The organism is Corynebacterium sp. HMSC068H04 (assembly GCF_001811255.1).
GTDB lineage: Bacteria > Actinomycetota > Actinomycetes > Mycobacteriales > Mycobacteriaceae > Corynebacterium > Corynebacterium hesseae.
On the sequence record NZ_KV804013.1, the window covers coordinates 56565 to 70605 of the forward strand.

At 59.6% G+C, this 14041-nt stretch carries 13 protein-coding genes and 1 tRNA gene; 6 read left to right on the forward strand and 8 right to left on the reverse strand.

Annotated elements, in window-relative coordinates; translation table 11 throughout:
* Positions 1 to 9: 9 nt before the first annotated feature.
* Together mshC and HMPREF2792_RS08520 are read right to left on the reverse strand one after the other, a co-directional pair.
* Positions 10 to 1254 (reverse strand): cysteine--1-D-myo-inosityl 2-amino-2-deoxy-alpha-D-glucopyranoside ligase, encoded by a 1245-nt coding sequence (gene mshC / locus HMPREF2792_RS08515; RefSeq protein WP_070532844.1) that lies wholly within the window; start codon positions 1252 to 1254, stop codon positions 10 to 12.
* A gap of 97 nt (positions 1255 to 1351) precedes the next feature.
* Entirely contained in the window at positions 1352 to 2176 is an 825-nt protein-coding gene (locus HMPREF2792_RS08520) for an undecaprenyl-diphosphate phosphatase (protein WP_232748521.1), read from the reverse strand.
* 96 nt (positions 2177 to 2272) lie between these two features.
* Here HMPREF2792_RS08520 and HMPREF2792_RS08525 point away from each other — a divergent pair, with 96 nt between their 5' ends.
* A complete protein-coding gene (locus HMPREF2792_RS08525; RefSeq protein WP_070532850.1) occupies positions 2273 to 3310 on the forward strand; it encodes an NHL repeat-containing protein in 1038 nt (345 codons plus the stop codon).
* 43 nt (positions 3311 to 3353) lie between these two features.
* Positions 3354 to 4466, forward strand: coding sequence for a quinone-dependent dihydroorotate dehydrogenase (locus HMPREF2792_RS08530; protein ID WP_070532853.1), 1113 nt, complete (start codon positions 3354 to 3356; stop codon positions 4464 to 4466).
* A gap of 45 nt (positions 4467 to 4511) precedes the next feature.
* Here HMPREF2792_RS08530 and HMPREF2792_RS08535 read toward each other — a convergent pair whose 3' ends face one another.
* A complete protein-coding gene (locus HMPREF2792_RS08535) occupies positions 4512 to 4907 on the reverse strand; it encodes a hypothetical protein (RefSeq protein ID WP_070532857.1) in 396 nt (131 codons plus the stop codon).
* A 23-nt stretch (positions 4908 to 4930) separates the two neighbouring features.
* Positions 4931 to 5494: a YbhB/YbcL family Raf kinase inhibitor-like protein gene (locus HMPREF2792_RS08540; RefSeq protein ID WP_070532861.1), complete on the reverse strand. Its 564-nt coding sequence runs from the start codon at positions 5492 to 5494 to the stop codon at positions 4931 to 4933.
* Between the two features lie 210 nt (positions 5495 to 5704).
* Between HMPREF2792_RS08540 and HMPREF2792_RS08545 the strand changes: the two genes are divergently transcribed.
* A tRNA-Leu gene (locus HMPREF2792_RS08545) sits at positions 5705 to 5790 on the forward strand.
* 78 nt (positions 5791 to 5868) lie between these two features.
* Here HMPREF2792_RS08545 and HMPREF2792_RS08550 read toward each other — a convergent pair.
* On the reverse strand, positions 5869 to 6540 hold the full coding sequence (locus tag HMPREF2792_RS08550; RefSeq protein WP_196060517.1) for a DedA family protein: 672 nt from the start codon (positions 6538 to 6540) through the stop codon (positions 5869 to 5871).
* A 346-nt stretch (positions 6541 to 6886) separates the two neighbouring features.
* On the opposite strand from HMPREF2792_RS08550, the gene HMPREF2792_RS08555 reads away from it, so the two are divergent.
* Together HMPREF2792_RS08555 and HMPREF2792_RS08560 are read left to right on the forward strand one after the other, a co-directional pair.
* The gene (locus tag HMPREF2792_RS08555; protein ID WP_070532864.1) at positions 6887 to 7627 is read left to right on the forward strand and encodes a TVP38/TMEM64 family protein; all 741 of its coding nucleotides are present in this window, start codon (positions 6887 to 6889) and stop codon (positions 7625 to 7627) included.
* Positions 7628 to 7664: 37 nt separating this feature from the next.
* The gene (locus tag HMPREF2792_RS08560; RefSeq protein WP_070520572.1) at positions 7665 to 8237 is read left to right on the forward strand and encodes a MarR family transcriptional regulator; all 573 of its coding nucleotides are present in this window, start codon (positions 7665 to 7667) and stop codon (positions 8235 to 8237) included.
* On the opposite strand, the gene HMPREF2792_RS08565 is transcribed toward HMPREF2792_RS08560, so the two are convergent.
* Positions 8234 to 9082 (reverse strand): DUF3097 domain-containing protein, encoded by an 849-nt coding sequence (locus tag HMPREF2792_RS08565; RefSeq protein ID WP_070532867.1) that lies wholly within the window; start codon positions 9080 to 9082, stop codon positions 8234 to 8236. The genes HMPREF2792_RS08560 and HMPREF2792_RS08565 overlap by 4 nt on opposite strands.
* 33 nt (positions 9083 to 9115) lie before the next feature.
* Here HMPREF2792_RS08565 and HMPREF2792_RS08570 point away from each other — a divergent pair, with 33 nt between their 5' ends.
* On the forward strand, positions 9116 to 9883 hold the full coding sequence (locus tag HMPREF2792_RS08570; RefSeq protein ID WP_070532870.1) for a hypothetical protein: 768 nt from the start codon (positions 9116 to 9118) through the stop codon (positions 9881 to 9883).
* Here HMPREF2792_RS08570 and HMPREF2792_RS08575 read toward each other — a convergent pair.
* Positions 9880 to 10998, reverse strand: a complete 1119-nt coding sequence (locus tag HMPREF2792_RS08575; protein WP_070532875.1) for a ferrochelatase — start codon at positions 10996 to 10998, stop codon at positions 9880 to 9882. The genes HMPREF2792_RS08570 and HMPREF2792_RS08575 overlap by 4 nt on opposite strands.
* Before the next feature lie 26 nt (positions 10999 to 11024).
* Positions 11025 to 12938: a DIP1281 family NlpC/P60 protein gene (locus HMPREF2792_RS08580; protein WP_070532878.1), complete on the reverse strand. Its 1914-nt coding sequence runs from the start codon at positions 12936 to 12938 to the stop codon at positions 11025 to 11027.
* Between the last annotated feature and the right edge of the window lie 1103 nt (positions 12939 to 14041).

Here is a 14041-nt window from a genome sequence, read left to right on the forward strand (position 1 = left end):
TGAAGTTACCTAGAGGCGCACGCCCAGCAAGGAATTAACTGCGGTGCGCAGCAAATCGGATGCCTCTTCTGTTGCTTCCCCGGATTCTGGAGCCTTCTTCGCCCATTCATCGAGAACCGCAATGGCGCGCGGAGTATCAAGATCATCAGCCAACGCCAACCGCAGGTGCTGAATGACCTCCTTGACCTCCTCCACAGTGCCCGGATGGCTTAAAGCTTCGCGCCATCGCTGGAGTCGCTCCTGCGCAGTGCGCAAAACGTCATCTGACCAGTCGCGGTCGGCACGGTAGTGGCCGGCGAAGACACCCAGGCGAATCGCTGAGGGATCGACGCCCGCCTCCACGAGCTTGTGGACGAACACGAGGTTGCCCAAAGACTTGGACATCTTGGTCCCGTCCAAGCCGATCATGCCGGTGTGTACATAGGACTGCGCCATGCGCTTCACGCCGAGCGCTGCTTCCGCATGCGCTGCGGAGAATTCGTGGTGCGGGAACTTCAGGTCCGAACCGCCACCTTGAATATCGAAGCTGGAGCCAAGCCGGTTGGTTGCGATGGCGGAGCACTCAATATGCCATCCAGGGCGGCCCGGACCAAAAGGCGAATCCCAGGCCGGTTCGCCTTCACGGTGCGCGCGCCAAATCAGAGCGTCAAGAGGATCGCGCTTGCCGGGGCGATCAGGGTCGCCACCGCGCTCGGCAAAGAAGGTCTCCATTTGCTCGCGGGAGTAATTCGACTCGTAGCCGAAGTTCTTCGTGGCCTCAATGGAGGCATAAATATCCGGGTACTCCGGATCGTCGACGACGTAGGCCGCACCTGCGTCGAGAAGCGCCTGCACCATCTCCGTAATCTCGTCGATGGCCTCCATCGCCCCCACAAAGTGATCCGGGGGGAACACGGAGAGCAGCTCCATGTCTGAGCGGAAAAGGTTGATTTGGGAGGTCCCCAACTCACGCCAATCCACACCATCGCGGTCCGCGCGCTCGAAGAGCGGATCATCCACATCGGTGATGTTTTGGGCGTAATTCACCTTGTAGCCGTTATCCAGCAGCTGGCGGTAAATCAGATCAAAAGTCAGATAGGTCGCCGCGTGGCCCAGGTGGGTCGAATCATATGGGGTGATGCCACAGACGTACATGGTGGCAGTCTCCCCACTGATGTCGAGCTTCTTGACCGCTTCATCAGCGGAGTCATAGAGGTGAAGCGGCGACGGAGCGCCAGGGACGGAATCGATGTGCGGGACAGGCCAAGATTGCATGCTCACAATCCTAACGTGTGCTGCCTCCGACGCGGGCGCATGGCCGGGCACATGGCTGTGTATCCTAGGATCCTGCGGGGCTGCGCCTCCTCACCACTTACGCGCCGAGCACGCCAAGGCCCAGCAAGAGCATGACGATCAGGCCGACGGGGATACGGTAAGCGGCGAACCACTCGAAGGAGTGGCTGCCCACGAACTTCAGCAGCCAGGCGATAGATGCATAGCCCACAACGAAGGCGATGAGCGTGCCAACGAGTAATTGGGCGCCGGTGGCGGATTGTCCCACGGTGGGACCGAAGGCGTCGCCAAGCGAAAACAGCCCCGAGGCCATCACCGCCGGAATAGCCAACAGAAAGCTAAAGCGCGTGGCCACCTCACGGTCGAGGCCGAGGAAGAGGCCACCGGAGATGGTGCCGCCGGAGCGTGAGACGCCAGGGATGAGCGCCAGGCATTGGCATAGTCCCATAACGATGGCATCGCGCATCGTGAGCTCGTCGAAGCCGCGGGTTTTCTTACCCACGCGCTCTGCCAGGATGAACACAAAGGAAAACAGGACGAGCATGGAAGCAGTAATCCATAGGTTGCGCAGGTTATCCCTAATCAGGTCTTTCCCCAGCACTCCCAGGATGCCAATCGGAATTGAGCCAACGATGACCATCCAACCCATTCGATAATCCTGACCGCGCTGGTCCTTATGTACGAGGCCCACGCACCAACCTTTCAGGATCTGCCAAATCATCCCTGCGAAGTAGACGATCACCGCCAGCTCGGTGCCCAGCTGGATGACAGCGGTGAAGGAAGCACCGGCATCCTGTCCCCAGAAAAGAGTGGAGACGATGCGCAAGTGCCCAGACGAGCTCACGGGCAGGAATTCGGTGAGGCCTTGGACAAGAGACAGGACGATGACCTGCAGCCATGTCATGGCTTCAGTTGTAGCTGTTGTAGTCACCCGCGATAGCCTACTCGGGAGTCCCATCGCTTCCTGTTTCCACCACGCTGGCTGCTAGGATGAGGGATCGTGAAAACGCGTCGAGTCCTGCTTTCTTTTGCCCTCCTTTCCAGCGCATGCGCGCTTGCCGCCTGTAATCCCACGGTCGGGGTTGGCGGGGACCCCGACTCGGCGGTCTATGGCAAGGCCGAGCCCGCATCCTCCCCGGCATCCGAGAAGCCGGTGGGTACCGTCGTGCCATTCGATGCAGCGACAGACCTCGCAGCCGTCGGCGACATCCTCGCCGTGCGCACCGAGGACTCGCTCGCGGTAGGTTCAGCTGCGGACTTTGAAGGCAAAAAGTCCACGCAGGTTACCGTGGACGAGAAATGTGGTGACCTCACCGCTTCTGAGAAGCACTTCCTTCTAGCGTGCGGGGATAGAGTTATGCTCATTGATCCGCTCAAGCCGGATTCCCCGCAGGAATTGGCTGTGGAAGAGGAGCAACCGGTGACGGTGGCTGCGGAAGCCTCCAGTGGCGAAGTCTTCGTTGGCTCGAAGGACTCCACCACCATCGGCGCGTACCTAGACGGCGAACGCACTACCGGCATCACTGTGGAAGCAGGCTCGGATCAGCTCATCTCCGTGCCTAATCCGGATGGCGCCGACGGCATCGTCCGTGTCTTGAGGGAGGACTCCACGATTCAATCGTTGGATTGGGAGAAGGAGCGTGCAGGCGGACGCCTTCGCGTGGGCCAAGGTGTAGGTCAGATCGCAGGCGGCGAGGGCGCCGTGGTTGTGGCTTCGGATACCGTCGGCAAGCGCATTGCCATCTATACCGCCAGCGACGTCATCCGCTTGCACCAGTACGGCAATACCGATGGCACGCCGTGGGGTGTGGCTTGGGACGCCGGGCGCAAGCTAGCGTGGGCGACAACTACAGACAACAACCTCCTCCACGCCTACACCATCGCTGCGGGTGTCCCGGAGAACGTCGGCACCATGGATACGGTGGCGGATGCGCGCAATGTTGCCGTGCTTGGCGACGGCACCCTCGTCGCCGCCTCCGCTTCTGGCGACGGGCTCCAATTCATTTCTGATCCACAGCTCGAGAAATCCCCACGTTAGTATTTCAGTCCCCCTTTAGCCTCAACTTTCCAAAGGACAATGCATGCAGTACTCCGCTCTTGACCGCGCCCGCCACGTGGCTTACCAAGCCGCCTTGAAGGGGATGTTTAAGCTCAGCCCGGAAAGAATTCACGGGATCATCAACGGCGGGTTGGCTGTGTTCCAATCGGCCGGCCCCTTCAACCGAGCTCTGGGCAAAGCTCTGCCAGTCAGCGATCCCGTCCTTGAACAAGACGTGTTTGGTGTGCACTTTCCGCGCCCGCTGGGTCTAGCAGCAGGCTTTGACAAGAACGCGGCGGCAGCCGACGTCTGGTCCCCCATCGGCTTTGGGTACGCGGAGCTGGGCACCATCACCCCGAAGCCGCAGCCGGGAAACCCGGCTCCCCGGTTGTTCCGGCTCAAAGCAGACAAGGCCATCCTCAACCGCATGGGCTTCAATAACGAAGGGGCGCTGGCGGCCGCACGAAACCTGCGGAAGCGCCGCTACAACGATGTCATCGGCATCAATATCGGAAAGAACAAGGTCACCGAGGCTGAGCACGCGGTGGATGACTACCGTCAGTGCGCATCAGTTCTCGGGGATTTGGCCGACTACGTTGTGGTCAACGTGTCCTCCCCTAATACCCCGGGGCTGCGTGACTTGCAGGCAGTGGAATCGCTGCGCCCCATCATGGAGGCCGTGGTGGAATCGACGTCCTCGCCGGTCTTGGTCAAGATTGCCCCAGACCTCAGCGATGAGGACATTGATGCCGTGGCGGATATGGCCGTTGACGTGGGGCTGGCGGGAATCGTGGCTACCAACACCACCATTTCTCGCGAGGGTTTGAAGACCCCATCCGCTGAGGTTGCCGCCATGGGCGCAGGCGGCGTGTCGGGTCCCCCAGTGGCTGCGCGTTCCTTAGAGGTGCTCAAGCGCCTCTATGCCCGCGTAGGAGACGACCTGGTGCTCATTTCCGCGGGCGGAATCTCCACCCCGGAGCAAGCATGGGAGCGCATCACGGCAGGCGCTTCGCTGTTGCAGGGCTACACCGGCTTGATTTACGGCGGCCCGGATTGGATCCGTGACATCCACCGCGGCATTGCCCAGCAGATCCACGCTCACCGCCTCAGCAATATCTCGGAGGCCATTGGCTCTGGTCTTGAATGGATTGACTAGCCCGGCGAAGAGCTTTCAGGCCAGCCGCACGGAGCGCTTCAGCGTTTAGCGCAGTGTGCGGCGGATGATAACCGCGCACAGCCCTGCCGCCACTGCGTAGAGGAAGACGACGTATTGGCCCATCGTTGTGAGGACCGTACTAGGCAGCGCGCGGCTGGCGATGATAAGCACTAGCGCGAGAATCAGCGCAATGATTTGTTCGCGGCTACCACGCTGATCGCGGCGTTGGGTACTGAATGCGCCGACGAGGAGGGCCGCACCAACGATGGCGAGGCGGCGCCACGTCCATTCGAAGGTGGCGCCCCATCCGTCGGTGAAAATGGACACGAGCCCGAATAGTGCTAACACGGCAGCCACCAACATGAAAGCGCCGCCCACTCGCAGGGCGGCGGGGATTTCTACTCCGTCGGATGTGGGAGGGATGTCCGGGTTCTTACTCATTGTGATAAGTGTAATTGGGCCGCTTAGTGGGCCTCGTACCAGCCCCAGGTAATCGCGCGCCCGAGGGTGTGGAAATAAAGGTTGAAGCCGAGGACCATAGGTGTTGCCTCCGGGTCGATTTCGAGGCGTTCGACGTCGACGGCGTGTACGGCGAAGAGGTAGCGGTGCGGGGCGTGACCTGCAGGCGGCTGGGGGCCATAATAGACGCGCTGGCCAGAGTCACCGCGCAAGCTGATAACGCCTTCGAGTCCGAGATCCTCAGCGGCCCCTGCACCTGTGGGGAGCTCGCGTACGTCGGCCGGGATGTTGAAGGCAGCCCAGTGCCAGAAGCCGGACCCCGTCGGCGCGTCAGGATCAAAGCACGTGACGGCAAAGGACTTGGTCCCTTCGGGCACATCCGACCACGACAGCTGGGGCGAGACATTTTCAGGTGCGCGGAAGCGCTCTGCGATCTCCGCTCCCTCCTCGATATCGGACGAGGTCACGGTAAAAGCTGGGACATCCCCCAACGGTGCATAGGGGTCTGGGCCGGGGAAACGGGAGTCGGTGGCGTAGTTCGCAGTGGAATTTGAAGTGTTGCTAGTCATAAATCCATTTCTACCGGAAAGCTATCTGCCGCGTTGTCGCTTACTACCCGGCTGTCTCAGGAGGTGGCAGTGGATACGCAACTTTCATCGTTGTGTTTTCCTCGTTTAAGAACCCAGTGAAAACCCGCTCTGAGGTGGCGATTTGTGAAGTTATGCCGGTTCGGGATACAGTATTCGAGTGCCCAGCCGAGAGGCTGAACAAACACCCTAGCCCGGGTGGCGGAATGGCAGACGCGCTAGCTTGAGGTGCTAGTGTCCTATTAACGGACGTGGGGGTTCAAGTCCCCCCTCGGGCACAGACCGAAGCCCCGTGCTTCACACCGTCAGAGATGATGATGATGTGAGGCGCGGGGCCTTCTTCATGCGTCTAGGGTCTATGCGCGCGATTCCGCAGTAGGCTCCGTCTCTTCTACTACCGTAGCCTTCTTCTTCGACGTGATGTAGCTATGCAGGCCCTTGATGACGATAGGCGCCACCGACAACGCGATGATAAGCAGCATAATCTTCTCAATCGAGTCAGCAATGCCCGGAATGTTTCCGAGAAAAACACCAACGAGATTCATGGAGAGCACCCAAGCGACTGCGCCGCTGACATTCCATCCAATGAACTTCTTGTACCGCATTCCCGCCGTGCCGGCGGCTACCGGAATGAAGGTGCGCACGATTGGGACGAATCGTCCGAGCACTAGTGCAAGCGGGCCGTGCTTGCGGAAGAAGTCCTCGGCGGTGTTGAGATACTCAAGTTTGAGAAGCCGAGCGTCCTTCTTAAACAGGCCACGGCCAAAACGGTGCCCAATCCAGTACCCCACCTGGTCACCAGCTATCGCGGCGATCATGCCTACAGCAATGAGTACCCACAGGGAGACCTGGAGCTCATGGCGCAGAATCGCGGCAGTCACGAGTAGTGAATCTCCCGGAAGAAATGGGAAGAGCACACCGGACTCGATGAAGACGACAAGTGCTATACCACCGATGACCCAGGGGCCAAAGGCTTCGAGCAAGGTGGCTGCGTCCATATAAGACGTGAGGTTGTGGATAAAGTCCATAATGCTCTCCAAAGAAAAACGCAGGCGCCAGGGCGGGCGCCAAAAGTAGGTGGTGAATCAAGAATTCGCTCCGCAGCTAGGGCGTAGAGACAATAAAAGGTGAAACTAGCTAAGACTGACACAGTAAAAGTGGCCCTAGAGATACATGCGGATGCGCACTGCTGTTCAGTATCCCCCGCGCACGGAAATACTCATGCATCGAATCGCGGCTTAACAGTAAGTTGAGGTGCAGCTCTCAGCTGCTCCCCAGCCAGCCAAGCCGTCTCCTGCCTCCGTCTTTAGCCGTTCTCCCACGCTTTGGGCTCAATGCGGGGTTTGGCGTCTTCGGCACTAGACTTCTATCTCTATGAACACTGGTTGGATGCACAGCGTCGGGGACTTTTGTGTGTCTCTGGGCCGCGCTGCGTGGCAAAGCTGCAAGCGTTGGACGTGGAAACGTTGGACGGCAGTAGTCGCTGCCGGTGCGGCATTGATGCTACTCGCCGTGCTTGTCGACGTCCCCTCACTCACCGCCCTCCGCACGTGGTCAGACCAACTCGGGCCGTGGTTTGTTGTTGCTTTTACGGGAGTCTACATCTTCTTCACCCAGTTCCCTATTCCCCGGACCGTGTGGACTTTGGCGGCAGGCCTTCTTTTCGGCCCGTGGCTTGGGCTTTCTGTTTCCCTTGTCGCGCTGACTATCTCCGCCACCATTTCTCTCCTTATCGTCCGCGGCTTACTTGGTGAGTGGATTCGCCCGCATCTCACGCACAAAGCGGTATATGCAATCAATGCCCGGCTTGAGCGCCGGGGTTGGCTAGCGGTGGCGTCATTGAGAATGGTCGCCGGAGTTCCGTTTTCCTTACTAAACTATGTTGCAGCGCTCACGCCGATTTCGGTGACTCACTTCGCCATCGCCACACTCATCGGTTCGATTCCCACCACCGCCATCGGGGTCTTCTTCGGGGATGCGCTCACCGGAGCGATGAGCCCCTACACGATCGCCGGCTTCCTTATCGCTGCGGCAGTGGGAATCGCTGGTCTCATCCTAGACACGCGGTTGCCGCTCGGCCCCGGAATGCGTGGCCCAGTCAAGCGCAAAGAGTAGACTGAGCGTTGTTTCTTGCTGGAAGGAGTCTCTCACTGTGCTAGCTGTCCATGCCCGCTACCGCGGACGCTCGGTACGCCGCGCCGATTTGGTCCAACGATCCGCCGCCGCGCTTTCCACCCTGGAGGGAATCGGCGAGTTTGAGGTCCTTGGTGTTGAGGATATTTGCGCTGTGGCCTATTCTTCTCCGGCGGTCTGTGATGTCGTTATGGCGCTTCTTGCGGATGGTGACTGGGCCATTGGCATTGGAATTATCCCTGGCGAAGGCGCAGGTGATGCCGAAACACGCGCAGTGGCAACCGCCGCGGTAAAGGGCTCGGCGCGGGCCGGACACGTCTACGCCAAAATTGATCGGCGCGGGCGCGCTGCGGAGGCGCAGGATATTGCAGCGGCATTCGCCCTACTCGGCTTTGTGCTGCACAAGCGCACAATGGAAGGCCGTGAGGCGACATCTCTTGTGCGCGGCGGGTTGAATCAGAACGAAGCTGCGGAAGAGCTGGGCATTTCCAAACAAGCGATGTCCCAGCGCCTCCAAGCGGCGGGGTGGGCGGCAGAGACGGCCGGTTGCCAGCTCGCCATCAACCTCATTGACCGAGCGAATTCGAATTAGAGCAAATCTTCTTTGCTCAATTCCGGTGTTGTGACAAAGTCGACGAGCCGCTCGACGGCGCCGATGAGCGTGGAATCGAGATCCCGGAAAGAATTCACGGCGTTGTACACGCGGCTCCACCCTTCCTTGGGATCAGACCACCCCGCGCGCTTGCAGATGCCCGTCTTCCAGTCTTCCCCATAGGGAACCTCGGGCCAGGCGCGCAGCCCTAGGCGCTCAGGCTTTACAGCCGCCCAGATATCAATGAAGGGGTGACCGGTGACAAGCACGTGCTCGCCCACCGTTTGCGTCAACCGCGTTTCCTTTGATCCTTCGACTAGGTGATCCGCGAGGACGCCCACACGGCGTCCCGGACCGGGCTGAAACTCAGCCAGGCGTTCCTCAAGGTTATCGAGTCCTTCGAGGTATTCGACGACCACACCTTCCACCCGCAGATCGTGACCCCAGACCTTTTCAACGATGGCCGCGTCGTGAATGCCTTCAACCCAAATGCGCGAAGGTGCGGCAACTTTCGCCTCAAGATTCTCCACACGGCGCGACCCGGAGTTTGACTTCCGCGGCGCCTGCTTTTCGACGTATCGCGTTAACGTCACTGGCTGCCCCTCCAACAAGAACCCCCCTTTCACGAGTTTGAATACTCGCTCATTTCCATGTCGGTCCTCGAGGCGCACGACTGGGCCCCATACGGTTTTGTCGACGCCCAATACTTCCCCTACAAAGTCATCACCTCGAACCTCGACGACCATGCCTGGTTCAGCGGGTACCTCGGGGTACTCCGGCTTCTTGTTCCGCGCATGTCCTGCAAAAATATCGCCGCCATAGGGATCTCGGGAATTCAAGCTCATAGGGGTCTACCCTATCGTCTACACTGTCCAGCCATGGATATGCGCGCCGAAGTCTGGTCCCCTGTACAAAACGTTTCTGTTTGGCTTGGTGCATGGCTATGGGGGCACGAATCCACTGATGGCTTTCTTGATGCCCTCAGCGAGCTGGGTGGTGAGCAACAAGGGGTCGAAGGAGAGCCGTTTGTTGATGTTATGTCACTTCTCCAGCGTGAAACGGCCTCCGTCATCGAGCGTGGAGAGCGCGAACCGCTGCTTCGGCTAGTTCTCTCCGGTCCTGGCGACGCGCCAGCACTTCCAGCCGGCACGGAATCGGCGCGAGCGGCGGCAGAAAATCCGGCAGGCGCAATCGTGGTGCGTACCAATAATCGGGATCGGAACCTGGTGTTGGTGCCCACCTATGCCGTGGGCGCGACGCGGTGGACGGTGATTGAAGAGACTGCCCCGTTACCCTCGCCCGCTTGGCTTAGCCCGGGCGAGGCCGATGAGCTCTTGAGTACTGCGACGAATGAGTCAGCAAACCTCATCGAGGCATTGGGCTATCGCAGCGATGCCCTCCCCAATCCCCGGCTAACAGTAGGCACACTAAGGGATTTCTACGACACCCCCGGATTACCCGCTGCAGTGCCGGGGCGAGCAGCGAAGCTCTTCGCCCGCGCTGACCGCGTGGCGGCCATCATCGAGACGGTGACTGACCGCATTCAAGATCACAGTCTCGATCCGCAGCTTCTGCGCCTGTGGCGCCATATCCGCCAAGCACGCATGGCCGGCGTGGCTTATGCGCTCACCGATTTCGCGCGTTAATGCGGCTTGCGCAGAGACCAGATATCACAACAACCTTCAGCGCAGGGTGCGCCATTGACCGTACAGCCCTGAACGGTAACCTCACCGAGTGAGGCAGGTTCAGCGTCATGCTCTAACTCCTCGATGAGGTCCACGATGAGCGAGGCAAAACGTGCAGATGGGCCGGCGGTTCGGGTGCGATAGACGCTGACGCCCATTTCCTCAGCGGCTTGCTTCAGTTCAGTATCGAGATCCCAGATGACCTCCATGTGATCGGAGATAAATCCAATTGGGCACACGACAACGCTATCGACACCATCTTCCTCGTGGATTCGCGTGGTGTGGTCGACAATGTCCGGTTCCAACCACGGGGTGGCTGGGTTTCCTGAACGGGATTGCCACACTAGGTCATAATTCTGGACCCCGGCAGCCTTGGCTACGAGCCGTGCAGCCTCCGCTACCTGGCGGGAATAGATATGTTTATCGCCTTCTGCTCCCCCAACAGCATCGTGTGCCGATGGCACTGAATGCGCAGTAAAAAGCATGCGGGTGCTAGCCATCTTGTCTTCCGACACCTCCGCATAAGCCTCGCGGACGGCTGCGGCCATCTCCTCAATGAACTTGGGGTGATCGAAGAATTGGCGCAGTTTGGTGAAGTTCATGTCGGGCAGTTGCTCGTCCTCGAGGTGCTTGCGCAATGCAACGATGTCCTCGTTGTACTGGCGGCAAGCACTGTAGCCACCCCAGGCGGAGGTAGCGAATACGGCGACGTTGCGCACACCATCGGCGGCCATCTGCTCGACGGCTTTTGTCCCAAACGGGTACCAGTTACGGTTACCGAAATAAACCGGTAGATTATGTCCGCGTTCCTTCAGCTCTGCGGAAACATTAGAAATAATCTCTCGATTTAGCGCATTAAGCGGACTAATGCCGCCTAGGCGGAAATAGTGTTCTCCGACGACTTCGAGCCGCTCGCGCGGGATGCCTCGTCCACGGGTAACGTTCTCCAAAAATGGGACGACCTCCTCGTTTCCTTCCGGGCCACCGAAGGAAAGAACGAGGAGGGCGTCAAATGAGGAGGGCACCGAATCGGTGCCGCGGGTGTTGCCCTGGGCAGTACGCAGTGTGTCAGTCATGCAGCCCAGTTTAGCAACGGGCTGAACTAGATCAGTCGCACGGCATAGGGTGCCATGCCGGCTTGACGTACTGGGGAGATGCTGACGTTTTGACCGGACTGCGGAGCTTCGACCATGGTGCCGTCACCAAGATAGATTGCCACGTGCTGATTTCCGCTCGGGCCGTAGAAGACAAGGTCGCCTCGCTGCATCTCGCTCGGGGAAATCTTGGTTCCCTTCTGATACTGGTAGCCGGTGTAATGCGGCAGGGAAATGCCGACGCCAGCAAAGGCATAGAGCACCAGCCCAGAACAGTCGAAGCCGACCTTGTTGTAGTCGCCATAAGAGTCAGCGACGCCGCCGTCGCGAATGCCCTGTGTAGGACCGTTGGCATCGCCACCGCCCCAGGCATAAGGAACTCCTACTTGAGACGTCGCACGCTCGATCACGGTCTCGATCTTCGCTTCGCGGGAGGCATCGCCCAGTGAAGCGGATGCCTTCTTCGTCACGCTATCGGTGGTGTCAAGTTCCTCCAGGACACCGGAAACATCGGACTCAAGGGAATCCTCGTCATCAGTTGCGTTCGCTGCATCGCTATCGGACGTCTCCGTGGAATCCGTCGCTTCCCCAGCGCTGTCTTGCCCACCCTGGAGGGCAAAGAGCTTGGAAGAGCCTTCCGCCAGAGCATCGATTTCCTCTTGGCTCAAGCTGTTATTGTGGTCCGGCTGAGATGCGGCCACCATCGAGGCCACTGTTCCCACCGCTTCAATGCCAAGCGCTACGGTTTCCGCATCGATTCCGTTCGGATCGAACGAGCTGGAGCTACCGCCCTGGGAGTTCTCGGCGTGGCCTTCAGAGGAGTTGGCCGTGCTTGTCGACGACAACTCTTGCACGTTCGGATCGGAAGCCACAGTGCTTGCGGCGCTAGAGAGCTCTTCCAATTCGTCTGCAGAGGCAGAAGCCGTCGACGGCTGCGATTGAAGCGTGGGGTTCTGTGCCTCAGAGCCGGAGGGGCCGGCCACGGTGGACGCTGTGGACTCGGCGGTCGGCTCCGTGCTGGCTGGTGTCGAGTGCCCCGCAGCGGGCGGTGAGGATACCGTCGATGGGCCGTCGGCAGGAGTTGCGGCACTAGACTCAGAACGACCCTGTGCAGAATTAGTCCCGGCCCGCTCCTTGACCTTAGATCCAGCTGTTGGGCTTGACACACCTTCTCCGTCCAGACCCTTGGCTTGATTTAGCGCCTTGTGAAGAGATGAGAGTTGGGAAAGCAGATCCTCGCGTTCGGACGTAGATTCCTCAATAGAAGCCTCGGACGCGGAGAGTTGCTCGCGCGCGGCAGCCTCGGCATCGGCCGCCCGGTCCGCACGTTCCTCGGCCAGTTGTTGGGTCTTCCGCAGCTGGGATTCCTTGTTCGCCTTTTCCGTGCGCTGCTTCTCCAAGTCGCTAACGACGGCCTGCTGCTTCTCAGACTGCGAGCGAAGGTAAGACTGGCGCTCCAGCATGTCCGAACGCGCGTCTTTCCCTGCCGCATGGGAGACAGCATCGGAAGTATTGGCTCGGCGGTAGGCGGAACGGGAGACCTCATCCAGCTTGGCCTGGGCATCGGCGACGTCCGCTTGTGCGTCGTCAAGCTGCTCGCGCGCCGTCGTTGTTCCTTGACGCGCCTGGTTTGCCTTAGTACGGGCGTCGTTGAGATCGACCAGCGCACGGTTGACGGTTTCGCGCTGCGCACCTATGGAGGCTTCCGCTTGTGCGATGCGCTCCTCAATCTGAGCGATTGCGCCCGCGAGATCTGCGATGGATGGGTTGTCGGAGGATAGCAGGGATTTGATGTTGATCTGCTCAGGTTCCGCAGCCACTGCAGGAGTGAGCGCGGAGACAGTAGACAAGGCGGCGGTGGTCGCTATGGCAGCGCACGCTGCCTTAAAGCGCCGAAAGCCGAAAGATGATGTGGTGGCCACGAGGGTTATCTCCTAGACACCTACCCCGGAGAAGTCACGCATGTTGCGTAGACGAGCTTGCCGGACATCGAGACCTGGAGGTGACGAGTTGGACGAGCAAAAGAAACAGCGGTGTGTACGTAGCTAGTCTCGCCTTCAAGCAGGATGAGGCGGCAATCGATTTCCCAATGGGAATAGTGGACTTAATAAGGCTTGCGCCCGGAATTGACCGGGATACGCGAACGCGGCTTGCCCCTGAAGAGCTCTTTGCTCTCTACGCCACGAAATGCCGAATAGACGGGGCGGCATTTTCTCTTATAGAGGCGGCAGGGAAATCTGCGGGGCGTCTGGCGTGTGCACCAACATCACGTCGAACCGTGCATCACAGCTAGCCACACTGCACTCGCATGGTGCTCGCTGGGCTCACGGAGAGCGGCGCCGAGTATGGCTGCACGATCCGACGACGAAGGGACACACACCCATATTCGGGCTCGAGGTCCTGCGTCGGTTCCTCCTCGCTCGGCGCCGCGCTCGTGGAGGGCACTTCCGCGGTCCTTAGTGGCGCACGCGCAAGCCCTCGCAGCTGGCACCCAACCGGAAACCGATGGAACTCATGGCCATCACAGCCCTCGATGAGGGCGTGCGAATGAAGTGTATGAAGCCTCTTCCACTCGGGAGGTAGGTGTTTCGATATCTAAAAGGTTGAACACTGGTACCGACTGCGTCGAGAAAACTGCATTGCTACGCGCATCGCTAGCGCGGTGCGACGGTCATCCACCAGGCGGTGAACCCCAACGGTCCTCTTCGCTCGCGGCGTGCTTCCCCACATACCCGTGCGACAAATCAGTTGAGAGTCAAGGCTTGGTCCATGAACGTTTGGAGCAATAGTCAACCCGTGAGTCGATACGTGAACCATACGTCACCGACACGCCATCTCGCACACTTTTCCCATCTTTCACATCAGCCACGGAAAACCACAAGGCGTTACAGGCGCACCTAACCTGCAATGACTTTGTTATCAATGTGTGACTGTGACGTTGCTCACTCTTCCCCGGAGTGCAAACCTCTCCCCCCTGACTATCGCTGTGGATTGCGGCCCTGGGCCTGCCGCAGAAGCTTCGATT